This is a genomic window from Streptomyces sp. NPDC051136, from assembly GCF_044455745.1.
In the GTDB taxonomy this organism is placed as follows: domain Bacteria; phylum Actinomycetota; class Actinomycetes; order Streptomycetales; family Streptomycetaceae; genus Streptomyces.
In genome coordinates, this window is record NZ_JBITFE010000001.1 from 172,077 (window position 1) to 195,525 (window position 23,449).

The following is a 23,449-nucleotide window of genomic DNA, read 5'->3' on the forward strand; positions in this document are numbered from 1 at the left end:
AGCGTCCCGCATATGAGAGAAGACGACAGCCACACGGACGCGGTGGACGCCCGGCTCGCCGCCCGGCTGGCCGAACTGCGGGCCGAACGCGGCTGGTCGCTGGGCGAGCTGGCGGAGCGCTGCGGGGTGAGCCGGTCCACGCTGTCCAGGGCCGAGCGGGCCGAGACCAGTCCCACCGCCGCCGTGCTGAACCGCCTGTGCGCGGTCTACGGACGGACCATGTCCCGCCTGCTCAGCGAGGTCGAGGCGGAGCCCGCGCTGTTGGTACGGGCCGCCGAGCAGCCCGTGTGGGAGGACCGCCCGGCGGGCTTCGTCCGCCGCTCGGTCTCCCCGCCGCACGCCGGCCTGCGGGGCGAACTGGTCGAGGGGCGGCTCGCCGCCGGCGCCGACATCGCCTACGACCGGCCGCCGGTGCCCGGTCTGGAACAACATGTCTGGCTCCTGGAAGGGGCCCTGGAGATCACGGCACAGGACGTGCAGCACCGGCTCGCCGCAGGGGACTGCCTGCGGATGCGCGTGTGGGGGCCGACGCGGTTCCGGTGCGCCGGAACCGAGGGCGCGCGCTACGCGCTGGCGGTGGTGCTGCCGTGATCGTGCACCGCGTCGACGAGCACGGGGTGGCGGCGCTGCTGGACGACCTGGCGGCTCTGCTGACCGACACCGTCGCGGGCGGCGCCTCCGTCGGTTTCCTCGCACCGCTCGGTCACGACGAGGCCGTCGCCTGGTGGCGGGGGCGGGCCGCCGCCGTGGCGGCCGGGCAGCTGACCGTGTGGGTGGCGCGAGAGGGGGAGCGGGTGACGGGGACGGTGAGCCTCGCGCTGCCGGACAAGCCCAACAGCCGCCACCGCGCCGAGCTGGTCAAGCTCATGGTGTCCCGGGAGGCCCGCGGCCGGGGCCTCGGCCGCCGGCTGCTGACCACCGTCGAGGAGGCTGCCGGGAGGGCCGCGATCACCCTGCTGCACCTGGACACCGAGACCGGCAGCCCCGCCGAGCGCCTGTACCGGTCCGCCGGGTGGACCAGGGCCGGCACGATCCCCGACTACGCGGCGGACCCGCACGGCCGACTGCGGCCGACGACGCTGTACTTCAAGCGACTCCACGGGTGCGCCGGCACACCGGTCGGTGCGGCGGACGGCGTAGGGGTCGGTGCGGGGGACGGCCCGGCGGGCGGCACGGGTGGCGCATCGCACGGCACGGGTGGCGGTCCGCGGGGCGGCAGGTCGCGCGGCCCGGCGGGTGGCACGGGTGACGGTGCCAGGGACGGCGCGTCGCACCGCCCGGCGGGCGGCAGGCCGGGCAGCACACCGGACGGTGCACTGCTCGGTGCGGGGCGCGGCCCGGCGGGCGGCACGTCGGGAGATGCGGCGCCCGGCCCACCGGGCGGCGCGGAGGCCGGTGCCTCCGCCGTCGCCGGGTGAGTGTCAGTGGCGGCGGATAACGTGCCTGGCATGCCGGACGCAGAAGACGTACGACGTATCGCCCTGTCCCTGCCGGACACGACGGAGAAGATCGCCTGGAGCATGCCCACCTTCCGGGTCGCGGGCAAGATGTTCGCGACGCTGCCCGAGGAGGAGACCTCCCTCGCCGTGCGCTGCCCGAAGGAGGAGCGCGACGAACTGGTGCTGGCGGAGCCGGAGAAGTTCTGGATCGCCGGGCACGAGGCGCAGTTCGCCTGGGTGCGGGCCCGGCTGGCCGCGCTGGAGGGCGAGGACGAGCTGCGTGACATCCTCGCCGACTCCTGGCGCCAGGCCGCCCCGACCCGGCTGCTGGAGGCCCACCCCCGGCTGGGACTGCCCGCCGGCTGAAAACCCCTCAGGCGTTGTCAGTGCCCCGTGGCATGATCCGAAGACGTGCGTGACAGCCGGGACCGGAGGGGGGTCCCGGCTGTCGGACGCACGGCACGATCGGGGGCCGGGGGCGGGTACGGAGCGGTTGGCCGGCGGGGGCCGGCAGGGGAGGGAGAGAAGGCGGCATGGCCGGTACGTCGTCACACGGGGTGCCCGAGGGCGTGCCCTCGCGCGAGGCGCCGGCAGCGGCGCGGGCCGTCTGGTCGCGGGACTTCGCGCTGTTCTTCACCGCCCGGGCCGTGGCCCGGCTCGGCGACACCATGCTGCCCGTCGCGCTCGCCGCCGGCCTGCTCCAGCACGGGTACGGGGCGGGCGCGGTCGGCCTGGCGATGGCCGCGACGGCCGCCGCCTTCGCCGGTCTGGTCGTCTTCGGCGGGGTCCTCGCCGACCGCTTCAGCACCCGCAGACTGATGATCGGCGCCGACCTGGTACGGCTCGGCACCCAGGCCCTGGCCGCCGCGCTCTTCTTCTCCGGGCACGTCGTGCTCTGGCAGATCTGCGCCATCGGGTTCGCCAACGGCGTCGCGGGCGCCGTCTTCCAACCCGGTGTCGCCAGCACCGTGCCCCGGCTCGCCTCCGACGTCCAGGGCGCCAACGGCGCGATACGCGTCGCCGAGTCCGCCGCCCAGCTCGCCGGCCCCGCCGTGGCCGGCCTCCTGGTCGGCTTCGCCTCACCCGGCGGGGTCTTCGCCGCCCATGCCACCACGTACGGGATCAGCGCCCTGTGCCTGCTGCTGCTCAGGCTGCCCCCGCTCGCGCCGGGGAGCCGCGCGGTGTCCGGCCGCGGCGGCAGGGCCTTCCGATCCGACCTCGTGGAGGGGTGGCGGGAGTTCCGGGCGCGGCGGTGGCTGTGGAGCGTCATCGCCGTCTGGTGCCTCTACATGATCGCCGTCTGGGGCCCGACCGTTCCGCTGGTGGCCTCCGAGGTGGTGCGCGAACACGGCCCGCGCGCCTACGGGTTGGTCAACTCCGCCCTCGGCGCGGGGACCGTCGTGGGCGGGTTGCTCGCCCTGCGGCTGAGGCCGCTGCGCATGCTCCGGGCCGGGGCGATCGCCCTCGTCGGCTTCGCCGCCTTCCCCGCGAGCGTCGGTGCCGGCCTCGGCGTACCCGCGATGGCCACCGGAGCCGCCGTCGCCGGGGCCGGCATGTCCTTCTGGGGCGTGATGTGGGCGACCAGCGTGCAGACCCAGGTCCCGCCGGACGTCCTCAACCGCATCCACGCCTACGACGTGGCGGGCTCCCTCGCGATGATGCCCGTCGGCCAGGCCCTGGCCGGCCCGGCCGCCTCCGCCCTCGGCGCCGACCACGTGCTGCTGGTCGCCGGCGCGATGAGCTTCGCCGTGTGCGCGGCCCTGCTGCTGATACCGGCGGTGCGCGGCCTCGTACGGGCCGACGCGTCCGGAGCCGGGCCAGCCCGCCCGGCGAAATCCGTGGACGAGCCGTCCCGGGCACAGCGGTGCTGACCCCGCGAAGCGGCCCGCCGGAAAAGCGATGCGCGACCACCGGCCCGAGTGCGGTATGGTTTTCCTGCGCGTTCGGCCGAGGGAAACCCCAGGTCAGACGGGCAACGGGACGTGGCGCAGCTTGGTAGCGCACTTGACTGGGGGTCAAGGGGTCGCAGGTTCAAATCCTGTCGTCCCGACTGAGAGCAGTCGTTGATCGAGGGGCGGTTTCGGAGAGATCCGAAACCGCCCCTCGATTGTTGTCCCTGCGGCGTGCCTGGGCGACCGGACGAGATGCCCGATATATCACTGTCGGGTGTCCGTGCTCATCCTCTGCCACTTCGCGCTCGCGCTGTTCGCCGCGCCGCTGGTGAGACGGTGCGGCACCCGTGCCTTCCTGCTGCTGGCCCTGCCTCCCGCCGCGACGGCCGTCTGGGCCGCCACCCGGTGGAGCACGGCGGCCGAGGGCGGCGCCGACACCGCCGTGTGGCGCTGGCTGCCGGCCTACCACGTGGACTGGGCGCTGCGACTGGACGCGCTCGCCGAACTCATGGTGCTGCTCGCCGCGGGCGTGGGCACCCTCGTCCTGGTCTACTGCGCCTCCTACTTCGACGACCGGTCGCGGCAGCTCGGCAGATTCGCCGGGAACCTGCTCGCCTTCGCCGGCGCCATGCTCGGGCTGGTCCTCGCCGACGACCTCGTCCTGCTGTACATCTTCTGGGAACTGACCACCGTCTTCTCCTACCTGCTGATCGGCCAGACCAGCGACCACAAACGGAACCGGCGCAGCGCCCTGCAGGCCCTCACGGTCACCGCACTCGGCGGACTGACCATGCTCGTCGGCTTCCTGCTGCTGGGACACGAGGCGGGGACCTACCGCATCTCCGCGATCCTCGCCGACCCGCCGGCGCCGTCGGCGGCGCTGTCCACGGCGGTCGTGCTGATCCTCGTCGGCGCCCTGTCCAAGTCCGCGATCTGGCCCTTCAGCCTCTGGCTGCCCAACGCCATGGCCGCCCCCACCCCGGTCAGCGCCTACCTGCACGCCGCCGCCATGGTCAAGGCGGGGGTCTACCTCGTCGCCCGGCTCGCCCCCGCCCTCGCCGAGGTCACACCCTGGCGCCCACTGCTGCTCGTCCTCGGCTCGGTGACGATGCTGCTGGGCGGCTGGCGGGCACTCAGGCTGCACGACCTGAAACTCGTCCTCGCCTACGGCACCGTCAGCCAGCTCGGCTTCCTGGCCGTCCTCACCGGCGCGGGCGGTCACGACACCGGCCTCGCCGCCACCGCCATGATCCTCGCGCACGCCCTGTTCAAAGCGCCGCTCTTCCTGGTCACCGGCATCATCGACCACGCCACCGGCACCCGTGACCTGCGCAGGCTCTCCGGACTCGGACGCAGGCTGCCCGCCGTGTGCGCCGTCGCCGTGATCGCCGGAGCCTCCATGGCGGCCGTACCGCCGCTGCTCGGCTTCACCGCCAAGGAGGCCGCCTTCCAGGCGCTCCTCGACGGGAGCACCGGCGACCGCTGGGCGCTGGCCGCGGCCGTCGCCGGCTCCGCGCTGACCACCGCCTACACCCTGCGCTACCTGTGGGGCGCCTTCGCCCGCAAGCCGGGCCTTCCCGACACCGGTGCCCACCCCGTCTCCGCGGCCTTCCTCGCCCCGCCCGCCGTGCTCGCCCTGGCCTGCCTCGTCCTCGGCCCCGGCGTGTCCTGGCTCCAGGGTCTCCTCGGCACCTACGCCGCGCAGTTCCCCACCCCCGCCCACCCCGCTCACCTGGCCCTGTGGCACGGAGCGGGCCTCGCCCTCGGCCTGTCCGGCGCGGCCTGGGCGGGCGGCGTCCTGCTGTTCCTCGCCGCGAGTCCTCTCGCCCGGGCGGGCCAGAGGCTCGCCTGGCGCTCCGCGGACCTTGTCTTCGGGCGGATGCTGCTCGCCCTCGAACGCACCGCCCTGCAGTGCACCGGACTCGTGCAGCGCGGCTCGCTGTCGGTGTACCTCGTGACGACCATGAGCGTGGTCCTGGCCGGGCAGGTCGCCGTGCTGGTCGCGGACGAACCCTGGGACCAGGTTCCCGCCCCGCGCCTGTGGGACCACCCGGCCCAGGCCGCCGTCGCCCTCCTGACCTGCGCCGCGGCCCTGCTCTGCCTGGGCGTGCGGCGCCGTATGAAGGCCGTCGTCTTCGCCGGCCTCACCGGATACGGCACCGCGCTGCTCTTCGTCGCCCAGGGCGCACCCGACCTCGCGCTCACCCAGTTCTGCGTGGAGACCGTCTCGATGATCGTCTTCGTGCTGGTGCTGCGCCGGATGCCGGTGCGCTTCGAGGAGAACTTCAGCCGGTGGCGGCGCCTGCTGCGGATGCCGGTGGCGCTCGCGGGCGGCGCCGCCGTCGCCGTCGTCCTGTGGATCATGGCGGGGCACCGCACGGCCGACAGCGCCGGAGCGGCGATGGTCGAGGAGACCTCGCACCACGGGCTCAAGGACGTCGTCGCGACGATCCTCGTCGACCTGCGGGCCTGGGACACGATGGGGGAGTCCGCGGTGCTCGCCGCCGCCGCGATCGGTGTGACCAGCCTCATCTACCTGCACCGCCGCACCGACGGCGCCGAGCAGCCCGTACTGCCGCTGCCCGGCGACCACCCGCACGCCGGGCTGCGCACCGCCTGGCAGGCCAGCCGGTACGAGTCGGCGGGGCTGCCCACCGGCGACGAGGGCGCCCCCGAGCGGTCCTGGCTCGCCGCCAGCGCCACCCTCGCCCCCGAACGCCGCTCCCTCGTCCTGGAAGTGGTCGCCCGCCTCATCTTCCACCCCGTCCTCGTCCTCTCCGTCTACCTGCTGCTGTGCGCGGAGAACTTGCCGGGCGGCGGCTTCGTCGCGGGCCTGACCGCCGGCGTCGCCTTCATCGCCCGCTACCTCGCCGGCGGGCGGCACGAACTCGCCGAGGCCGTGCCCTTCAAACCGGGCCTGTTCACCGGCCTCGGCCTGTTCCTGTCCACCGGGATCGCGCTCGGCGGTCTCGGCGAGGGCACCGTGCTGCACGGCTGGACCTGGCACGGGCACCTGCTGCTGTGGGGCGACGCCCACCTGTCCACCGCCGTCCTCTTCGACTGCGGGGTCTACCTCCTCGTGCTCGGCGTGGTCCAGGACATCGTGCGGGCCCTCGGCGCCCGGATCGACCGCCAGATCGAACGGGCCGCCCCGCGTCCGGAGACGGGCCGCGCATGACCGTGAGCCTGTCCCTGCTGGTGGCCGCCGCCGTGCTCAACGCCGTCGGCGCCACCCTGCTGCTGACCCGGTCCCTGACCCGGATCCTGCTCGGTGCCGTCGTCCTCGGCAACGGCGTCAACCTGCTGGTCCTCGCCGCCACCGGCAGCGCGGGCGAGGCGCCGCTGCTCTACCCGCACATCATCCGCAACCGCGTCACCGACCCGCTGCCGCAGGCCATCGCCCTGACCGCCATCGTCATCACCCTCGCCACCACCGCCTTCCTGCTCGCCATGGCCTACCGCAGCCACCAGGTCACCGGCTCCGACGAGATCAGCGACGACACCGAGGACCGCCTGGTCGCCCTGCGCGCCGAGTTCCTCGACCGGCGCGGCGAACTCCGCGACCGCTACCGCGAGGCCCGCGCCGAGGACGGCGGCGCCGACGCCGAGCAACGCGCCCGCTACCGCGCCGCACGCAGACGGCTGCGCCGGCGGGTCCGGGAGGAACGCGCCTACCAGGCCCGCGCCAACGACGTCTCCGGGAACCTCTGGAACGACATCCTCGGCGCCGACCCCGAGGACTACCGCGAAGGCCGGGAGCGGGGCTCCACCGACGCGGCCGGCCGCCCCGGCCCGGCGCCGGCCCGGGTCGCCGGGCCCTCCAACGACCCCGAGGAGACCGGCCGCGAACCCGACTCGCTCCCCGGCGAGGACTCCTGCCACCCGCCGCCCGACCAGCCCGACGACCCCGAGGGCGCCGGCACGGAAGGAACCAGGTGAACGCGCTCGTCCCGCTCCCCGTCCTGCTGCCCCTGTGCGTCACCGGCCTGAAGCTGGCCATCGGGCCCCGGCTGCACCGGTTCCAGCGCTTCATCAGCCTCGCCGTGCTCGGCGCCGTCCTGGTGCTGTCCGTCCTCCTCATGGTGGCCGCCGACCGGCACGGCCCGCTCAGCGTGCACCTCGGCGACTTCGCACCACCGGTCGGCATCACCCTCGTAGCCGACCGCCTGGCGGGCCTGATGCTCACCGTCTCCAGCGCCGTCACCCTGCTGGTCCTCGTGTACTCCCTCGGCCAGGGCATGGCCGACCGCGACGACCACGCACCGGTCGGCGTCTTCCACCCCGCCTACCTCATCCTGGTGGCGGGCGTCTCCTGCACCTTCCTCGCCGGCGACCTCGTCAACCTCTACGTCGGCTTCGAGATCATGCTCGTCGCCAGCTTCGTCCTGCTCACCATCGGCGGCACCGCCACCCGTATCCGGGCCGGTTCGACGTACGTGATCATCTCGCTGTTCTCCTCCGTGCTCTTCCTGGTCGCCATCGCCATGACCTACGCGGTGGCGGGCACGGTGAACTTCGCCCAGCTCGCCCAGCGGCTGCAGGAGGTACCGCTCGGCGTGCGCACCCTGCTGGAGGCCATGCTGCTGACGGTCTTCGCGATCAAGGCGGCGGTGTTCCCGCTCGCCGCCTGGCTGCCCGACTCCTACCCGACCGCGCCCGCCCCGGTCACCGCGGTCTTCGCCGGCCTGCTGACCAAGGTCGGCGTGTACTCGATGCTGCGCACCCAGACGCTGCTCTTCCCCGGTCACCGCCTGGGCGACCTGCTGATGCTCGCCGCGCTCGCCTCCATGGCCGTGGGCATCCTCGGCGCCGTCGCGCAGACCGACCTGAAGCGGGTGCTGTCCTTCACCCTCATCAGCCACATCGGCTACATGGTCTTCGGAATCGCGCTGGCCGCACGGGCCTCGATCAGCGGGGCCATCGTGTACGTCGCCCACCACATCACCGTGCAGACCACCCTGTTCCTCGTCGCCGGGCTCGTCGAGCGGCGCGACGGCACCACGGAACTCACCCGGCTCGGCGGCCTGGCGAAGGCCGCGCCGCTGCTCGCCGTGCTGTTCTTCGTGCCGGCCATGAACCTCGCGGGCATCCCCCCGCTGTCCGGGTTCATCGGCAAGCTCGGCCTGATGCGGGCGGGCGTCGCCGACGGCGGCGCCTGGGCCTGGGCACTCGTCGCCGGCTCGGCCGCCACCAGCCTGCTCACCCTCTACGTCATGGCGAAGGTCTGGAACCTCGCCTTCTGGCGCGACGCGCCACCCGGCGCCGAGGAGGAGGGCGTCGTGCTGGAGTCCGCCGAGGACGACGAGGACGACGAGGACGGTGACGAGGAGGAGAACGAGGGGGGAGCGGGCGACGCGGGGGAGACGGCCGGTGCCGGGAGCGGGCTGCCGGTGCCCGCGGGTGCCGTGGTCGCCGCGGGCTTCCTCGGGCAGTCCATCACCACCACCAAACGGCTGCCCTGGCCGATGCTCGCGGCCACCGGCGCAGCCGTCGCCCTCGGCCTGTCGTACACGGTGCTCGGCGGCCCGCTCACCACCTTCACCCAGGCCGCCGCCACCGAACTCCTCGCCCGCACCCCCTACATCGAGGCGGTGCTCGGCCGGTGAGCAACCTCTTCCGCGACCGTTCGCCCTACAGCTGGTCCTTCCGGGTCGGCCGCGGCCGACGCGTGCTGGACCTGCCGCTCGTCGGCTGGCTCACGGTGATCTGGATCCTGCTGTGGGGCACCCCGTCCTGGGCCAACCTCGTCAACGGCGTCCTCGTCGCGATCTGCCTGTGCCTGGCCTTCCCGCTGCCCGCCGTGGACATCGGCCTGCGGCTGCGCCCCCTGGGCATCCTGCGCCTCGCGGCCTACCTGCTGTACGACATGTTCTCCTCCAGCGTCGAGGTCACCCGGCAGATCTTCGCCAAGGGCCCCTACCACGCCGCCGTCGTGGCCGTCCCGCTGCGCGTGCGCAGCGACCTCATGCTCACCGCCACCGCGGCGGCCGTCTCCAACGTGCCCGGCGGCTCCGTGATCGAGGTGCGCCGGTCGACGGCCACCCTGTTCCTGCACGTCCTCGACGCCGCCAACCCGGGCGAGATCGAGGGCGCCCAGCGACAGGTGTGGCGCATGGAGGAACTGGTCGCCCGTGCCTTCGGCACCGCCGAGGACATCGCCGACGCCGCCCGCCCCGTACCGGAAGGTGACCCCTCGCCGTGATCCCCCTGCACCGCCTCGAAGACGCCCTGCTCGTCGCCGCGCTCGCGATGATCCTCGTCGCCGGCGCACTGCTGCTGTACCGGATCTGGTACGGACCCTCGATGCTGGACCGCGCCGTCGCGCTGGACGTGGCCGCGGCGCTCATCATCGCCGGCATCGGCGTCAAGGCCGCGCACGACCGAGACTCCTTCTACTTCCCCGTGATGCTGGTGCTCGCCTTCCTCGGATTCACCGGCTCCGTGGGCATCGCCCGCTTCATCGCCGTACGCGACCGTCCTGCCGTGCGGGCGGACGGCAGGCAGGACCACCGGTGAACGCCTGGGCGCAGGCCGCCGACCTGGCCGGGACGGTCCTGTTGTTCCTCGGCTGCCTGCAGTGCCTGCTCGGTGTGATCGGGATGCTCCGCTTCCCCGACGTGCTCTCCCGCAGCCACGCCGCCACCAAGCCGCAGACCCTCGGGATGCTGCTCGTCCTCGCCGGGGTGGCGCTCAGGCTGCGGCACGGCACCGACGTGGGCACCCTCGCGCTCATCGCCTTCTTCCAGTTCCTCACCAGCCCGGTCGCCTCCCACCTGGTGGCCCGCTCCGCCTACCGCACCGGTCAGACGGGGTCCCGGGGCCTGCTGCGGGACGACCTGGACCCGCAGCTGAGCGACGCGGAGGACACCGGCGAGCAGCGGTGACCCGTGCGGACCACCGCCGCCCGCCGCTCACCCGGAGGTCAGCCCACGCACCCCACGTGGGCCAGCGCCTGCTTCAGCAGCACCCCGTGCCCGCCCGGCATCTCGCTCTGCACCGCCTCGGACAGGGCCTCGCGCGGATCGAACCAGACCAGGTCGAGGGCGTCCTGGCGCGGTCGGCAGTCACCGGTCACCGGCACCACGTAGGCGAGCGACACCGCGTGCTGCCGGGGGTCGTGGTACGGCGTGACGCCGTGCGTCGGGAAGTACTCGGCCACCGTGAACGGCTGGAGCGAGGACGGCACCCGGGGCAGCGCCACCGGGCCGAGGTCCTTCTCCAGGTGGCGCAGCAGGGCGTCCCGGACCCGCTCGTGGTGCAGTACCCGGCCGGAGACCAGTGTCCGGCTGACCGTCCCGTCGGGCCCGATGCGCAGGAGCAGGCCCACGCTGGTGACTTCGCCGCTGTCGTCGACGCGCACGGGCACCGCCTCGACGTACAGGATCGGCATGCGAGCGCGTGCCATCTCCAGCTCGTCGGTCGTCAGCCAGCCCGGCGTGGTTTCGGTCATGTCAGACATCGCTTGATCATACTTTCAGCCGTACGAACTTCCCGGGCGGCGCTCCGGGACTGTGACCCGTCCCACGCCGCTCAGCCGTCGTCGATCGGACCGCCGGGCAGCCCGTACACCCGGCGGGCGTTGTCACGTCCCGTCCAGCGGGCCAGGCGCAGCGCGTCCGGCGGGGACAGTTCGTCGGCGTCCAGCCGCTCCTGAAGCAGCCCGGCCAGACCGTGGCGGAAGGCCAGCGCCCCCAGGTGGTGGAACTCGGCCACCCCGTAGGCGTCGGAGCTGTACAGCAGCTTGCGGAACGGGGTGATCTCCAGCGCCTCCGCGAGGATCGCGCCCGCCCTTGCCGGGCCGACGTGGTGCAGGGTGAGCCCCACGTCGACGTACACGCGCTCGAAGACCGCGGACAGGTAGGCCGCCTGGCGCTGGTAGGGCCAGCAGTGCAGCAGCAGCACCGGGATCGTGCCGGCGGTCAGCCGCAGCCAGTCGGTCAGCAGGGCCGGGTCCGCGCGGTGCAGGCGCAGGTCGCCGTCGCCGAATCCCGCGTGCAGCTGGAGCGGCCGCCCGAGGCCCACGGCGGTCCACAGCAGGTGCCTCATGAGCACCGGGTCGTCGAGCCGGCCGCCGCCGCGGGCGAGCCACTTCCGGGCCGCCTCCGTGACCTCGGCGGGCGAAGGACGGGCCGGATCCAGGTCGAAACCGGTGCGGTAGGCGGCGACCGACTTGACGCCCACCACGCCCGGCCGACGTACCGCCTCCCACGCGGCCGAGCGGAACGCCTCCGCGTACCCGTCCGGCTCCACACCGCCCGCCGCCACCGCCTCCGCGACGCCCTCCAGCCGGACCACCTCGTACGCCCGCGCGCCGGCCGCCCGTGCCAGCTCGGCCGGGCCCGTCACGGAGTGCGGGGCGTATCCCGTGTCCACGCAGAACACACCGGTGCCCGCGGCCCGCAGGAACCGCCGGTTGACCTCCGCGGCGCCCAGCTCGGCCCGCCGGGCCACGTACACGTCGGCGGGCGCGTGACGCGGCAGGTCCAGCAGGGGCGCGCAGTGGCGGCGCACGGCGAGGCCCACAGGGCTGTCGAAGGGGGAGACGCCGGGCCACGCCTCGCCCTCGGTGAGCAGGGACTCGAAGTCCGCACGGTCCAGGTCCTCGGTGACCGCGCCGTGGCAGTGGTGGTCCACCAGCTCCAGGGCGGCCAGCCGCTCGTGCACGGCCCCGGCGGCCATCTCAGTACTTCCAGCGGTAGGCCGCCGCGACACCGTCGTCGTCCAGTCCCTCGACCGCCTCGGCCTCGCCCAGGCGTACGGCGATCACCGCGTCGGCCAGCACCCCGCCCAGCGCCTCGCGCAGCACGTCGTCGGCGCGGAACGCCTCCACCGACTCCGCGAGGGTGGTCGGCAGCCGCCGCACGCCGCGGGCCGCCGCGCCGGCCGGGTCGAGCCGGGCCGGGTCGCCGGTGGTCTCCTCGGGCAGGGGCGTGGACGAGACGACCCCGTCGAGGCCGGCGGCGATCACCGAGGCGAGGGCGAGATACGGGTTGGCGGCGAGGTCGACCGGCTTGACCTCCAGGTTGGCGGCGCGGTCGCGGATCCCGGCGGTGCCGGTGACGATCCGCAGCGCCGCCTCGCGCGTCTCCCGGCCCCAGGCGGTGAACACCCCCGCCCACTGCGAGGGGCGCAGCCGCAGATGACTGGCGGGGCTCGGCGCGGTCATCGCGGTGAGCGCGGGCAGGCGGCCGAGGACCCCGGCCACGAAGGACTCGGCCTCGGCGGTCATGCCGTACCGGCCCGCACCGCCCGCGTGGAGGTTCCTCCCGTCGCGCCAGGCGGAGAGGTGGAGGTGCCCGCCGTTGCCCACGCCCTCCCCGAGGACCGCGGGGGCGAAGGAGACGCGCAGCCCGTGCCGCATCGACACGGCCCGGATCGTCTGCCGCACCAGCAGGCTGCGGTCGGCCGCCGCCACCGGGTCTAGCGCGCCCGCCGAGATCTCGAACTGCCCCGCCGCGTACTCGGGATGGAACTGCTCGACGTCCACACCCTGCGCCGCGAGCGCCGCCAGCAGGTCGGCGGCGCAGTCGCTCAGCTCGACCTGCCGGGCGGCCCCGTAGGCCGGTCCGGACACGGCCGGGACGAACGCGTCGCCGTCCGCGTCGCCCCGGCCCACGGACCACTCGACCTCGACGGCGGCCATGAAGGCGATGCCGTGCCGCTCGGCGGCCCCGGCCACGGTCCGCCGCAGGACGGTGCGCCCGCACGCCGGATGCGGCGCGCCCTCCTGCGTGAGCCGGTCGACCGGGGCCCACGCCCAGCCGGGCTGCGCCGCCAGCACGGTCAGCCGGTCGAGGTCGGGGTAGAGGCGCAGGTCGCCGTCCGGGGAGCCGAGGACGTCGGTGGCGACGATCGAGTCGTCGGCCAGGAAGGTGTCGAACACCGGTGACATGCCGACGCCCCAGGCCGCTGCCGAGGCGAGCTTCGCGGTGGGCACGGTCTTCACCCGGGTGATCCCGGCCGTGTCGACGTACGCCAGCACCACGCCGTGCACGCCCTGCCCGGTCAGCTCGCCGCTCAGCGCGGTGGCCCGTTCGGCCGCGCCTGGACGCCCGCCGGACACGGGGTCGCTGTCGCTCACGTCTCGGCTCCTTCGCGTGCGCCGTCCGTCGCGGACCATTGTGCCGTCCGGTGATCACGCTGTCCGGGTTTCGCCGGATGTGCGCACGACGCGGTGGAGCCCGGCCGGGTCAGTCCAGGTTCGTGGGCTGCGGCGACGGGGTCTTGCCGGCCAGGACGGTCTGCAGGCGTTCGGTGCCCTGGCGCACGCCCTGCTGCACGGAGGAGCTCTGGCCGCCGTCCAGACCGCCCCCTGTGACGGTGAGGGCGGAGGTGCCGACGCGTACGGCGGCGACGTCCAGGGTGAGCGTGACCGGGGTGCCGTCGGTGTCGCCCCGCACGGTCACGTGCAGGCCCTCGCGGGCGTCACCCACATCGGGCACCGAGGTCTCGGTGACCTGGACCGTGCGCTTCTCGCCGTCGTCGGTCGCGGTGAACTCGTCGCACTTCTGCGGCAGTGAGGCCATCCACTTCAGGCGGTCGTCGAGTCCCGCGCGGTCGTAGCCGGCGACCTGCTCCAGGAGGCGGGAGTCGCCCTGCTCGAAACCGGTGAGCGCCGACGGTCCGGAGGGCTCGCCCAGCAGGTCGTCGCGGTAGAGCCCGTCGAGGAGCTGCTGACAGTCCGAGGCGTCGGCCTTGGCGGTGAGGAAGTCGGACACGTCGACCTCGCCGACGAGCAGCCGGTCGCGCCACTTGTCCGCGTCCCCGACCTGGTTCCAGTCGCCCTCCAGGTCGGCCTCGGTGAGCAGGGCGGCCTTGGCGCCGGACTCGGTGAGGGCGCCGGGGGAGGCACTGGGCGAACCGGTGGGTGAGCCGGTGGGTGAGCCGCTCGGCGTCTGCTTCGCCGCGTTCCGCTCGGCGACGGCGGCCTGTTCGGCGGCGGTGTCCGCCGCGCTCTCCGAACCGCCGCCGTCCGAGCAGGCCGCTGTGGACAGCAGCGCGCCCGCCGCCAGGGCGGAGGCCAGGAGACGGACGGGGTGGGACGGACGACGGCTCATCGCGGGATGCCTCCTGGGACGGGAACGGTGTCCTCAGCGCATCACCGGGGCCGTGGGCGCACCAGCGCAGGGGGCTGTTCGGGTGAGCCCGCCTCAGCCGCCCGGTGGGGCGAGCCGGTCGGGCGGTGGGGCGGGCAGGGCGAGCCGGTCGGGTGGCCGAGGCGGACCGTCGCGGCGGCCAGGGGTGTTCGGGTCAGGCCGCACGGTCGAGGGTGTCGTCGGCCACGGCCTTGTCCACCGCCGCGCGCACCAAGGCGGCCGCGAGGACGGCGGGGTCGGTGTCGTCGGCCAGGGCCAGGAGCCGCTCCGGGTCCCCGGGCAGACCGAGGCGTTCGGCGCCCTGGAGGGCCTTGCGGTCCAGGAAGGGGGAGACTCCGGGCCACACCTGCTGGACCTCCCGCAGGAAGATGTCCGCGCCGGTCGGTCCCACTCCGGGGAACTCCTGGAGCAGGCGCCGTACTTCGCCGACGTCACCCTCCGCCTCGTCGCGCAGCCTGCGCAGATCGCCGCCCCACCGCTCGGTCAGCAGCTCGGCGGCGTCGCCGAGCTGTGTGGCGGTGCGCTCGTCGTAACGCCGGTAGCCGCCCCGGCCGAGCGCGTCCACCCGCTGCTGCCAGTCGGCGTCGGCCATGCGGCGCGGGTCGCGCAGCCCCGCCTCGCCGAGGGCACGGGCGGTGGCGACCGCGATGGACGCGCTGATGCGGGCGCTGAGCAGGTGCGCGAGGACCAGCAGCCGGTACAGCGGCTGCGGGGTGTCCTTCAGCCGGATGCCCGCCTCCTCGGCGTACGTCCGACCGTGTGCGTCGACGAGCCGGCGCACGGTCCGGCGCTGGTCGGCCGTCACGGCCGCGGCTTCAGCGGGTCGTGACCGACCGTCATGAGCCGGTGGCGCAGGCGGGTGTCGTCGGCCCGGGGCTCGTTCTCCAGGTCGGCCTGCGACGTGACGGTCTCCACGACCTCGCTCATCGCCCGCAGGTCGTCCTCCGTGAGGTCGGTGCGCCGCTTCTGGAGGATGGCGAGGACGTGCCGGCCCAGCGGCGGTCCGGCGTCGTCGGGCAGCGGCTCGGTCAGTTCACCGGAGTCGCGCACCCGGAGCCAGTCCGCGAGTTCCGCGGAGGTCATGTTCACGACGCGGTGGAAGTCCTCCCACAGCGCGTCGAGTTCGAGGGCGTCGGCCATGAGGTGTCCCTTGTTCCGTCGTGCGTACGTGCGTGCTGCGTGGTCGGCCGGAGCAGGGCGGTGCGCTCCGCCTCGTCGGTCCCGCCCCACACGCCCGACGTCTGCCCCGACTGCAGGGCGAACGCCAGGCACTCGGGGGTCACCGGGCATCTGGCGCAGACGCGCTTGGCGGCCGCCGTGTCGCGCAGGGCGGGTCCGACGGTCCCCACCGGGAAGAAGAGATCGGAATCCTCGTTCGCGCAGGCGGCGCGGCGCAACCACTCCATGGGGGCGCGGGTGCCCATGCGGCACAGGGGCAAACGCCCGCCGGAACCCGGGCGGAGGCATCGCGGATCCGGGCCCGACCCGCGCCGGTCAGCGGGCGAGCACGTCGTCCAGGAAGCGGGTGACGTCCGCGAACACCTCCTTCCGATCGGTCTCGTTGAACAACTCGTGCCGGGCGCCCGGGTAGATCCGTTCCGTCAGGTCTCCGCCGCTCAGCCGCTCGACACCGGGGCGGCTGCCGGGCAGCGGCACCAGCCGGTCGTCCTCCCCGTGCACCCACAGCAGCGGCAGCCGGCCGACGTCGCCGCCCTCGGCGACGGTCTGCAGCGTCCGCGCGAACGCCTCCAGGGTCGGCCGCTTCATCGGCCCGTGCCAGACCAGCGGATCCGCCGCGTACGCCGCTCCCACCGCCGGGTCGCGGGAGAGCGAGGCCGGGCTGACGGGGGTGTCGGGGATCTCCTCCAGGGCCAGCAGACGGCGCGGCAGCTCCCAGTCGCCGATGACGGGCCCCGACAGCACCAGGGCCGTCAGCTCGCCGGGGTGGCGCTGGGCGTAGCGGGAGGCGACGAGTCCGCCCATGGAGTGTCCGACCATGACGACCGGCAGGTCCGGACGGGCGGTGCGGGCGAGTGCGGCCACGGCGTGCACATCGGTGACCACGTCCTCGAAGTCCTCGATCACCACCCGCTCGCCGTCCGAGCGCCCGTGCCCGGCGTGGTCCGGGGCGTAGACGGTGCCGCCGTGGCCGGTCAGGACGCCGGCCACCTCCTCGTAGCGGCCGGAGTGCTCGCCGTAGCCGTGGACCAGCAGGGCGACGTAGCGGGGCCGCCGCGCGGGCCACTCGCGGACGGTGATCCGCCCCCGCGTTCCGGTCAGCGTGTGCTCGCGGGCCTCGGCCATGTCTCCTCCGGTGCGTCGGTGACGGTCCGGGGGATCTTCCCAGGACACCGTCCCGAGGTCTATAGTCTAAAACTAGCAGTGCTAATTAAGGGTAGTGCTCATCAAGGTGCGCGGTGGACCGGCGCGGCGGCGGTGCGCCGCCCGGCGACCGCGCGACGACGGTCAGGAGTCCCTCGTGCGTCCCGTCCACTTCGCGGCCGCCCGCCGCACCCCGATCGGCAAGCTGCGCGGTTCCCTGTCGACCGTGCGGCCCGACGACCTCGCCGCCGCGGTGATCCGGGGCCTGGTCGCCGACGTGCCCGCGCTCGACCCGGCCCGGATCGACGACGTCTACTGGGGCGCCGCCAACCAGGCCGGCGAGGACAACCGCAACGTCGCCCGCATGGCCGCCCTGCTCGCTGGCCTGCCCGAGACCGTGCCCGGCGCCACCGTGAACCGGCTGTGCGCCTCCGGTCTCGAAGCCGTCACCACCGCCGCCCGCACCATCGCCGCAGGCGAGGCCGACATCGTGCTGGCGGGGGGCTCCGAGTCCATGAGCCGCGCCCCCTTCGTGCTGCCCCGCCCGGACGAGGCGCTGCCGCACCGCATCGAGACCGCCGACACCCGGCTCGGCTGGCGCCTGGTCAACCCGGCGATGAAGGACCTGCACGGCCTGCTGGCCATGGGGGAGACGGCCGAGGAGGTCGCCGGGCGGTACGGCGTCCCGCGCGAGCGGCAGGACGAGTTCGCCCTGCGCAGCCACCGCCTGGCCGCCGAGGCCCGCAAGAACGGCCACTTCGACGACGAGATCCTCCCCGTCGAGCGCCCCGACGGGGTGGTCGTCGACACCGACGAGTGCGTCCGCGAGGACACGTCGCTTGAGAAGCTGGGCCGCCTCAAGCCCGTCTTCCGCCCCGGCGGCACGGTCACCGCGGGCAACGCCTCCCCGATGAACGACGGGGCCGCCGGCCTCCTCCTGGTCAGCGAGGAGGCGCTGAACGACCTCGGTCTGGAATCCCTGGGCCGCTACGTCGCGGGCGGCTCGGCCGGTGTCCACCCCGACGTGATGGGCATCGGCCCGGTCCCCGCCACCCGCAAGGTCCTCGCCCGGGCCGGCTGGAGCATCGACGACATCGCCGAGGCCGAGTTCAACGAGGCGTTCGCCGCCCAGGTCCTCGCCTGCGTCGACCAGCTCGGCATCGACCCCGGCCTGGTCAACCCCACCGGCGGCGCCATCGCGCTGGGCCACCCGCTCGGCTGCTCCGGCGCCCGCATCCTCACCACCCTGCTCCACCGCATGCGCCGCACGGGAGCCGGCCGCGGACTGGCCACGATGTGCGTGGGCGTCGGGCAGGGCAGCGCGGTGCTCGTCGAACGTCACTAGACACCCCCGGCCACCGAGCCGCCACCCCCGTGCAGAGCCGCAGCAAGGAAACGGAGCAACACCCATGGCAACCCTCTCCGTCGCCGCCATCCTCGCCGAGAACGCCCGGCGCCGCCCCGACAAGGAGGCGCTGGTCGAGGGCGACCTGAGGCTGACCTTCGCCGAGGTGTGGCGGCGAGCCCTGGCCCAGGCCGGTGCCCTCGCCGGCCTGGACGTCCGGCCGGGGGACCGGGTGGCGCTGATGGCGCCGAACACCGCAGAGTTCCCGCAGGCGTACTACGCCGTCGCCGCGGCCGGTGCCGTCGTCGTACCCGTGCACCTGCTGCTGTCGGCCGCGGAGGTCGAGCACGTGCTGCGGGACAGCGGCGCCACCCTGCTGCTGTGCCACCCGGCGCAGGCGGAGACCGGAGCGGCCGCGGCGCGGGAGACCGGCGTCCGGATGGTCACGCTCGGCGACGAGTTCGGCAAGCTCGCCGCGGACGCCGAACCCCTGCCCACGTACGTCACCCGCGACGCCGACGACCCGGCCGTCGTCTTCTACACCAGCGGCACGACCGGCGTCCCCAAGGGCGCCGTGCTCAGCCACTTCAACCTGGTGATGAACGCGACGGTCAACGCCTTCGACGCCAACGACATCCGGCCCGACGACGTGGCGCTCGGCGCGCTGCCGCTCTTCCACGCCTTCGGCCAGACCGTCTCGCTGAACTCCACCTGGCGGGCGGGCGCGACCCTCGTGCTGCTGCCGCGCTTCGACGCGGCGCGCGCCATCGAGCTGATGGTGAGGGAGAAGGTCAACACCTTCCACGGAGTGCCCACCATGTTCGTCGCCCTGGCCGCCGCGGCGGCCGGCGCCGGAGCCCTGCCCGAGCTGCGGGTGTGCGTGTCCGGCGGCGCGTCCCTGCCGGTCGCCGTCCTCGAACGGTTCGAGGAGGCGTTCGGGGCCAGGATCTACGAGGGGTACGGGCTGTCGGAGACCTCTCCGGCGGCGTCCGTGAACCAGCCGGTGTTCGGCGCAAGGCCCGGCACCATCGGCCACCCGCTGTGGGGCGTGGACGTGGAGATCGCCCGCGCCGAGGTCGAGCACGCGGTGGAGCTGCTGCCGACCGGCGAGCTGGGCGAGGTCGTGGTCCGCGGGCACAACGTCTTCTCCGGCTACCTCGGCCGCCCCGAGGCCACCGCTCAGGCGCTGGTCGACGGCTGGTTCCGCACCGGGGACCTGGGCACCAAGGACGAGGACGGGTTCCTCAGGATCGTCGACCGGAAGAAGGACGTCATCATCCGGGGCGGCTACAACGTCTACCCCCGGGAGGTCGAGGAGGTGCTGATGCGCCACCCCGGCATCGCCCAGGCAGCCGTCATCGGGCTCCCGGACGAACTGCACGGCGAGGAGATCTGCGCGGTGGTCGTGCGCGCCCCCGGTACGACGCCGGACGCGACGCCGGACGCCGCCGCGATCACCGAGTGGTCCAAGCAGCACCTCGGGCGGCACAAGTACCCGCGCCGGGTGGAGTTCGCCGACGAGCTGCCGCTCGGGCCGAGCATGAAGGTGCTCAAGCGGGAACTGCGGGCCGCGTACACGGACCGATGAGGATCAAGGGGCGAGACGGTGCCCACGGCACCGCCGGGCACGCATAGCATCGGTCCCCGCAATGGACACCATCTCGCTCTCGCACCTCACCGGCTGGGAATTCGCCGCCCTCGCCTTCGCGGCCCTGCTCGTCGGCTTCTCCAAGACCGCGGTGAGCGGGGCCAACACGGTCAGCCTCGCGATCTTCGCGGCGGTCCTGCCGGCCCGCGCCTCCACCGGCATCCTGCTGCCGGTCCTGATCGCCGGTGACGTCCTCGCCGTCCTCACCTACCGCCGCCACGCCCACTGGCCCACGCTGTGGCGGCTGTTCCCCGCGGTCGGCGTGGGCGTCGTCGTCGGCACCGTCTTCCTGGTGTGGGCCGACGACGCCGTCGTCCGCACGTCGATCGGCGTGATCCTGCTGTTCATGGCCGGGGTGACCATGTGGCGCCGACGGCAGGCCGACGCCGCCGAGCAGCCGGAGGAGGCCGCCTCGCGCACCGGGCGCGTGAAGGCCCGCTCGTACGGCGTCCTGGGCGGGTTCACCACGATGGTCGCCAACGCGGGCGGCCCGGTGATGTCGCTGTACCTGCTGTCCGCGGGTTTCAGGAAACTCGGCTTCCTGGGCACCTCGGCGTTCTTCTTCCTGATCGTCAACGTCTCCAAACTGCCCTTCAGCGCGGGCCTCGGCCTGATCGACGGCGACTCGCTGCTGCTCGACGCGGTGCTGGTCGTCTTCGTGGTGCCCGGCGCGTTCCTCGGCAAGTGGGCCGTGCGCCGGATCAACCAACGCCTGTTCGAGCGCCTGGTGATCGCGGCGACGATCGTGGGCGGTCTTCAGCTCCTGCTGGCCTGACGTGCTGCGGGAGTCCGTGGCTCAGATCCTCCACCAGCAGGCGCTTGGCGATCGCGTCGACGGCGGCCCGCAGTTCCGCGTCCGAGGGGCGGCCGATGTCCCGCTCCACCCGGTCCTCCAGCCAGGTCGCCCAGGCCCGGCCGATGACGAGGGCCTCACGTGCCCCGGCGTCGGTGTGGGAGAGCAGGGAGCCGTCGCGGGTGAGGAACCCCTCGGCCACCATCCGGTCGAAGACCGGCAGCAGCACCTCCGGCGGCATCCGGCGGCGGGCCGCGATCAGACCCAGGCTGGCGTGCCCGACCAGCCGCGTGAACACCTCGACCTGCATCACGGCCCAGGCACCGGCGACGTCCAGCCGGGTGTCGCTGTCCGCGACGATCCGGCGCGCGGTGTCCAGCTCCGTACTGCCGATGATCTTACCGACGGAGGCCTCCAGCGTCCGCCTGCTGCTGGCGTCGTGCGGTGAGGCGAAGCCCTCGCCCATGTCCGTGGACCCCGCCCGGGCGCTGTCGCGCAGCTGGACCTGCTTGAGGAACAGCGCGACCACGAAGCCCAGGACCGCGACCGGCACCGTCCACAGGAACACGGTCTGGATCGTGTCCGCGTACGCGCCGACGACCGGCGCCGACGCCGGGGGCGGCAACCGGTGCACACCCTCCGGACTGGTCGACGCCCTCGCGATCACCGACGGGTCCGCGGCGCCGGTGCGGGCCGCCGCCGCGACGCCGTCGCGCAGGTTGGGACCCAGCGAGTTGGCGTAGATCGTGCCGAACACGGCGGTGCCGAAGGAACTGCCCAGCGTACGGAAGAAGGTGACGCCGGAGGTGGCGGTGCCCAGGTCGGCGTACTCGACCGTGTTCTGCACGGCGATGGTCAGCACCTGCATGGACAGGCCGATCCCGGTGCCGAGGACGAACATGTACAGCGACTCCGGCCCCGCGCCCGTGGCCGGACCCATCAGCGACATCAGGTACAGGCCCACGCCCATCACCAGCGTGCCCACGACGGGGAACAGCCGGTACCGCCCCGTCTTGCTGACCACGTTGCCGCTGAACACCGAGGCGATCAGCAGCCCCGCCACCATCGGCAGCGTCCGCACGCCCGAGACGGTGGCCGAGTCGCCGTCGACGTACTGCAGGTACGTCGGCAGGTACGTCAGCGCGCCCAGCATCGCGAAGCCGACGATGAAGCTGAGGACCGAGCAGACCGTGAACACCGGGTTGGAGAACAGCCGCATCGGCAGCATCGGTTCGGCCGCGCGGGTCTCCACCCAGCAGAACAGTCCCAGCGCGACCAGGCCGCCCGCGAACAGACCGACGATCACCGCCGAACCCCACGCGTACTCGTTGCCGCCCCAGCTCGTCGCCAGGATCAGGGCGCTGGCACCGACCGCGACCAGCGCGATGCCCGCGTAGTCGATGACGGGACGGGAGGCCGACTTGACCACCGGGATGGTGCGGGCGGCGGCGATCACCACGACGACCGCGATGGGCACGTTGACGTAGAACGCCCAGCGCCACGACAGGTGGTCGGTGAACAGCCCGCCCAGCAGGGGCCCGACGACCGTCGCGACACCGAACACCGCGCCGATCGCGCCCTGGTACTTGCCCCGCTCCCGCAACGGGATGACGTCCGCGATCAGCGCCATCGCCGTCACCATCAGGCCGCCCGCCCCGACGCCCTGCACCGCCCGCCAGACGATCAGCAGCGGCATGTTCGTCGCCAGCCCGCACAGGAAGGAGCCGGTGATGAACACCACCGCGGACACCTGGAACACGACCTTGCGGCCGAACAGGTCGCCGAACTTGCCCACCAGGACCGTCGCCACGGTCTCCGCGAGCAGGTACGAGGTCACCACCCACGACATGTGCTCGGCGCCGCCGAGGTCCGACACGATGGTGGGCAGCGCGGTGCCGACGATCGTCTGGTCCAGTGCCGCGAGCAGCATGCCGAGCATGATCGTGACGAAGACGACGTTGCGGCGCCGCCGGTCCAGCACGGGCGGCTGGGCGGCTGCGGTCCGTGGCGCTTCCTCGGCGACTGTCACGCGGCCACGATCACACCGGTGCACCGGCCACGCATGCGGGGACGGTCCGCCCGGGGGTGCCCGAGGACCCGGTCAGCGCTCTCCCGGGTTGCGCCGCAGCAGATACGTGTCCATGATCCAGCCCTTGCGCTCGCGCGCCTCGGCCCGCAGCCGCTCGATGCGGGGTCCGGCCTCCGCGATCGGGCCGGAGTCGAGGATCTCGTCCGGGGTGCCCAGGTAGGCGCCCCAGTAGATGTCGATGTCCTGGTCCGCGTACCGCCGGAAGGCCTGCTGGGCGTCCAGCATGACGACGACGTCGTCCGCGTCCGCCGGGAAGCCCTCGGCGAGCCGCCGCCCCGTGGTGATCTGCACCGGCCGCGCCACCCGGTTCAGCCCGGTGCGGTGCCGGGCCGCCAGCGAGGAGACGCTGCTGATGCCGGGCACGACGTCGTACGCGAACGACACCGCCCCGTGCTCCAGCACCTCCTCCAGGACGCCCAGCGTGCTGTCGTACAGCGCCGGGTCGCCCCAGACCAGGAACGCGCCGCTCTCGTCCTCGCCCAGCTCCTCGGCGATCAGCCGCTCGAACAGGCGGGCGCGGGCGCTGCGCCAGTCCCCGACGGCCGAGGAGTACGCCGCGCCGCCCGCGCCCCGGTCCCGCTCGGGGTCGCGCGCCTCGACGACGCGGTAGGTCCCCTCCGGCACGTGCGTCTCCAGCAGGTGCCGGCGCAGCCCCACCAGGTCGGCCTTGACCTCGCCCTTGTCCAGGACGAAGAACACGTCGGTGCTCCGCAGCGCCCGCACCGCCTGCAGGGTCAGCTGGTCCGGGTCGCCCGCGCCGATACCGATCACATGAATGCTCCGCACGTCACGAGTCTGCCGTACGCCACGGACCCGGCACCCGCC

Annotated in this window: 22 protein-coding genes, 1 tRNA gene and 1 pseudogene; 14 read left to right on the forward strand and 10 right to left on the reverse strand. The window is 73.8% G+C overall.

Annotation, left to right across the window (positions count from 1 at the left end; genetic code table 11):
* The first annotated feature begins 12 nt into the window (after positions 1–12).
* The 11 genes and pseudogenes from ACIBCJ_RS00720 (at position 13) to mnhG (ending at position 10,215) form a co-directional block, all read left to right on the forward strand.
* The gene (locus ACIBCJ_RS00720; protein ID WP_362091287.1) at positions 13–591 is read left to right on the forward strand and encodes an XRE family transcriptional regulator; all 579 of its coding nucleotides are present in this window, start codon (positions 13–15) and stop codon (positions 589–591) included.
* A pseudogene (locus ACIBCJ_RS00725) lies at positions 588–1,130 on the forward strand (GNAT family N-acetyltransferase); the annotation flags it as partial. The gene ACIBCJ_RS00720 and the pseudogene ACIBCJ_RS00725, both read left to right, overlap by 4 nt.
* 318 nt (positions 1,131–1,448) lie before the next feature.
* Positions 1,449–1,805, forward strand: coding sequence for an MmcQ/YjbR family DNA-binding protein (locus ACIBCJ_RS00730; RefSeq protein ID WP_362508211.1), 357 nt, complete (start codon positions 1,449–1,451; stop codon positions 1,803–1,805).
* Between the two features lie 167 nt (positions 1,806–1,972).
* The gene (locus ACIBCJ_RS00735; RefSeq protein ID WP_365978898.1) at positions 1,973–3,310 is read left to right on the forward strand and encodes an MFS transporter; all 1,338 of its coding nucleotides are present in this window, start codon (positions 1,973–1,975) and stop codon (positions 3,308–3,310) included.
* 105 nt (positions 3,311–3,415) lie between these two features.
* A tRNA-Pro gene (locus ACIBCJ_RS00740) sits at positions 3,416–3,489 on the forward strand.
* Between the two features lie 116 nt (positions 3,490–3,605).
* On the forward strand, positions 3,606–6,509 hold the full coding sequence (locus ACIBCJ_RS00745) for a Na+/H+ antiporter subunit A (RefSeq protein ID WP_365978897.1): 2,904 nt from the start codon (positions 3,606–3,608) through the stop codon (positions 6,507–6,509).
* Complete coding sequence (locus ACIBCJ_RS00750; RefSeq protein ID WP_365978896.1) at positions 6,506–7,270, forward strand: Na(+)/H(+) antiporter subunit C; 765 nt, start codon at positions 6,506–6,508, stop codon at positions 7,268–7,270. The genes ACIBCJ_RS00745 and ACIBCJ_RS00750 overlap by 4 nt, the downstream gene beginning before the upstream one ends.
* Positions 7,267–8,937 (forward strand): Na+/H+ antiporter subunit D, encoded by a 1,671-nt coding sequence (locus tag ACIBCJ_RS00755; RefSeq protein WP_362091305.1) that lies wholly within the window; start codon positions 7,267–7,269, stop codon positions 8,935–8,937. Before ACIBCJ_RS00750 ends, ACIBCJ_RS00755 begins: the two co-directional genes overlap by 4 nt.
* Positions 8,934–9,533: a Na+/H+ antiporter subunit E gene (locus ACIBCJ_RS00760; RefSeq protein WP_365978895.1), complete on the forward strand. Its 600-nt coding sequence runs from the start codon at positions 8,934–8,936 to the stop codon at positions 9,531–9,533. The genes ACIBCJ_RS00755 and ACIBCJ_RS00760 overlap by 4 nt, the downstream gene beginning before the upstream one ends.
* A 47-nt stretch (positions 9,534–9,580) precedes the next feature.
* On the forward strand, positions 9,581–9,847 hold the full coding sequence (locus ACIBCJ_RS00765) for a monovalent cation/H+ antiporter complex subunit F (protein WP_393523847.1): 267 nt from the start codon (positions 9,581–9,583) through the stop codon (positions 9,845–9,847).
* On the forward strand, positions 9,844–10,215 hold the full coding sequence (gene mnhG / locus ACIBCJ_RS00770) for a monovalent cation/H(+) antiporter subunit G (protein ID WP_365978894.1): 372 nt from the start codon (positions 9,844–9,846) through the stop codon (positions 10,213–10,215). Before ACIBCJ_RS00765 ends, mnhG begins: the two co-directional genes overlap by 4 nt.
* Positions 10,216–10,253: 38 nt before the next feature.
* Here the strand turns inward: mnhG and ACIBCJ_RS00775 are convergent, their stop codons facing one another.
* From ACIBCJ_RS00775 to ACIBCJ_RS00810, 8 genes are all read right to left on the reverse strand, one after another.
* On the reverse strand, positions 10,254–10,781 hold the full coding sequence (locus ACIBCJ_RS00775; RefSeq protein WP_030403731.1) for an NUDIX hydrolase family protein: 528 nt from the start codon (positions 10,779–10,781) through the stop codon (positions 10,254–10,256).
* Positions 10,782–10,861: 80 nt separating this feature from the next.
* Complete coding sequence (locus ACIBCJ_RS00780) at positions 10,862–12,010, reverse strand: amidohydrolase family protein (RefSeq protein WP_365978893.1); 1,149 nt, start codon at positions 12,008–12,010, stop codon at positions 10,862–10,864.
* A 1-nt stretch (position 12,011) separates the two neighbouring features.
* On the reverse strand, positions 12,012–13,412 hold the full coding sequence (locus ACIBCJ_RS00785) for a glutamine synthetase family protein (protein ID WP_365978892.1): 1,401 nt from the start codon (positions 13,410–13,412) through the stop codon (positions 12,012–12,014).
* Positions 13,413–13,521: 109 nt separating this feature from the next.
* A complete protein-coding gene (locus ACIBCJ_RS00790) occupies positions 13,522–14,388 on the reverse strand; it encodes a hypothetical protein (protein WP_365978891.1) in 867 nt (288 codons plus the stop codon).
* Between the two features lie 193 nt (positions 14,389–14,581).
* Positions 14,582–15,232 (reverse strand): endonuclease, encoded by a 651-nt coding sequence (locus ACIBCJ_RS00795; protein WP_365978890.1) that lies wholly within the window; start codon positions 15,230–15,232, stop codon positions 14,582–14,584.
* Positions 15,229–15,567: a DUF3140 domain-containing protein gene (locus tag ACIBCJ_RS00800; protein WP_362091328.1), complete on the reverse strand. Its 339-nt coding sequence runs from the start codon at positions 15,565–15,567 to the stop codon at positions 15,229–15,231. The genes ACIBCJ_RS00795 and ACIBCJ_RS00800 overlap by 4 nt, the downstream gene beginning before the upstream one ends.
* Entirely contained in the window at positions 15,513–15,833 is a 321-nt protein-coding gene (locus ACIBCJ_RS00805) for a WhiB family transcriptional regulator (protein ID WP_362091331.1), read from the reverse strand. Before ACIBCJ_RS00805 ends, ACIBCJ_RS00800 begins: the two co-directional genes overlap by 55 nt.
* An 88-nt stretch (positions 15,834–15,921) precedes the next feature.
* Positions 15,922–16,731: a lysophospholipase gene (locus ACIBCJ_RS00810; RefSeq protein ID WP_365978889.1), complete on the reverse strand. Its 810-nt coding sequence runs from the start codon at positions 16,729–16,731 to the stop codon at positions 15,922–15,924.
* Positions 16,732–16,906: 175 nt separating this feature from the next.
* On the opposite strand from ACIBCJ_RS00810, the gene ACIBCJ_RS00815 reads away from it, so the two are divergent.
* The 3 genes from ACIBCJ_RS00815 to ACIBCJ_RS00825 all read left to right on the forward strand — a co-directional run bounded on the left by ACIBCJ_RS00815 (position 16,907) and on the right by ACIBCJ_RS00825 (position 20,517).
* A complete protein-coding gene (locus ACIBCJ_RS00815; protein ID WP_365978888.1) occupies positions 16,907–18,094 on the forward strand; it encodes a thiolase family protein in 1,188 nt (395 codons plus the stop codon).
* 64 nt (positions 18,095–18,158) lie between these two features.
* Positions 18,159–19,682 (forward strand): long-chain fatty acid--CoA ligase, encoded by a 1,524-nt coding sequence (locus tag ACIBCJ_RS00820; RefSeq protein ID WP_365978887.1) that lies wholly within the window; start codon positions 18,159–18,161, stop codon positions 19,680–19,682.
* Between the two features lie 61 nt (positions 19,683–19,743).
* Positions 19,744–20,517, forward strand: a complete 774-nt coding sequence (locus tag ACIBCJ_RS00825; RefSeq protein WP_362091345.1) for a sulfite exporter TauE/SafE family protein — start codon at positions 19,744–19,746, stop codon at positions 20,515–20,517.
* Here the strand turns inward: ACIBCJ_RS00825 and ACIBCJ_RS00830 are convergent.
* The gene (locus tag ACIBCJ_RS00830; protein WP_362508244.1) at positions 20,444–22,564 is read right to left on the reverse strand and encodes an MDR family MFS transporter; all 2,121 of its coding nucleotides are present in this window, start codon (positions 22,562–22,564) and stop codon (positions 20,444–20,446) included. The genes ACIBCJ_RS00825 and ACIBCJ_RS00830 overlap by 74 nt on opposite strands.
* A 72-nt stretch (positions 22,565–22,636) precedes the next feature.
* Complete coding sequence (cobF, locus tag ACIBCJ_RS00835) at positions 22,637–23,410, reverse strand: precorrin-6A synthase (deacetylating) (RefSeq protein ID WP_133885194.1); 774 nt, start codon at positions 23,408–23,410, stop codon at positions 22,637–22,639.
* Positions 23,411–23,449: the final 39 nt, after the last annotated feature.

Bases quoted from the DNA above. Each gene is read 5' to 3' on its own strand.
- ACIBCJ_RS00820 (WP_365978887.1), top strand. From the start codon at position 18,159: ATGGCAACCCTCTCCGTCGCCGCCATCCTCGCCGAGAACGCCCGGCGC.
- ACIBCJ_RS00800 (WP_362091328.1), bottom strand. From the start codon at position 15,567: ATGGCCGACGCCCTCGAACTCGACGCGCTGTGGGAGGACTTCCACCGC.
- ACIBCJ_RS00735 (WP_365978898.1), top strand. From the start codon at position 1,973: ATGGCCGGTACGTCGTCACACGGGGTGCCCGAGGGCGTGCCCTCGCGC.
- ACIBCJ_RS00780 (WP_365978893.1), bottom strand. From the start codon at position 12,010: ATGGCCGCCGGGGCCGTGCACGAGCGGCTGGCCGCCCTGGAGCTGGTG.
- ACIBCJ_RS00825 (WP_362091345.1), top strand. From the start codon at position 19,744: ATGGACACCATCTCGCTCTCGCACCTCACCGGCTGGGAATTCGCCGCC.
- ACIBCJ_RS00775 (WP_030403731.1), bottom strand. From the start codon at position 10,781: ATGACCGAAACCACGCCGGGCTGGCTGACGACCGACGAGCTGGAGATG.
- ACIBCJ_RS00805 (WP_362091331.1), bottom strand. From the start codon at position 15,833: ATGGAGTGGTTGCGCCGCGCCGCCTGCGCGAACGAGGATTCCGATCTC.
- ACIBCJ_RS00765 (WP_393523847.1), top strand. From the start codon at position 9,581: ATGATCCTCGTCGCCGGCGCACTGCTGCTGTACCGGATCTGGTACGGA.
- ACIBCJ_RS00720 (WP_362091287.1), top strand. From the start codon at position 13: ATGAGAGAAGACGACAGCCACACGGACGCGGTGGACGCCCGGCTCGCC.
- ACIBCJ_RS00810 (WP_365978889.1), bottom strand. From the start codon at position 16,731: ATGGCCGAGGCCCGCGAGCACACGCTGACCGGAACGCGGGGGCGGATC.
- ACIBCJ_RS00730 (WP_362508211.1), top strand. From the start codon at position 1,449: ATGCCGGACGCAGAAGACGTACGACGTATCGCCCTGTCCCTGCCGGAC.
- ACIBCJ_RS00790 (WP_365978891.1), bottom strand. From the start codon at position 14,388: ATGAGCCGTCGTCCGTCCCACCCCGTCCGTCTCCTGGCCTCCGCCCTG.
- ACIBCJ_RS00750 (WP_365978896.1), top strand. From the start codon at position 6,506: ATGACCGTGAGCCTGTCCCTGCTGGTGGCCGCCGCCGTGCTCAACGCC.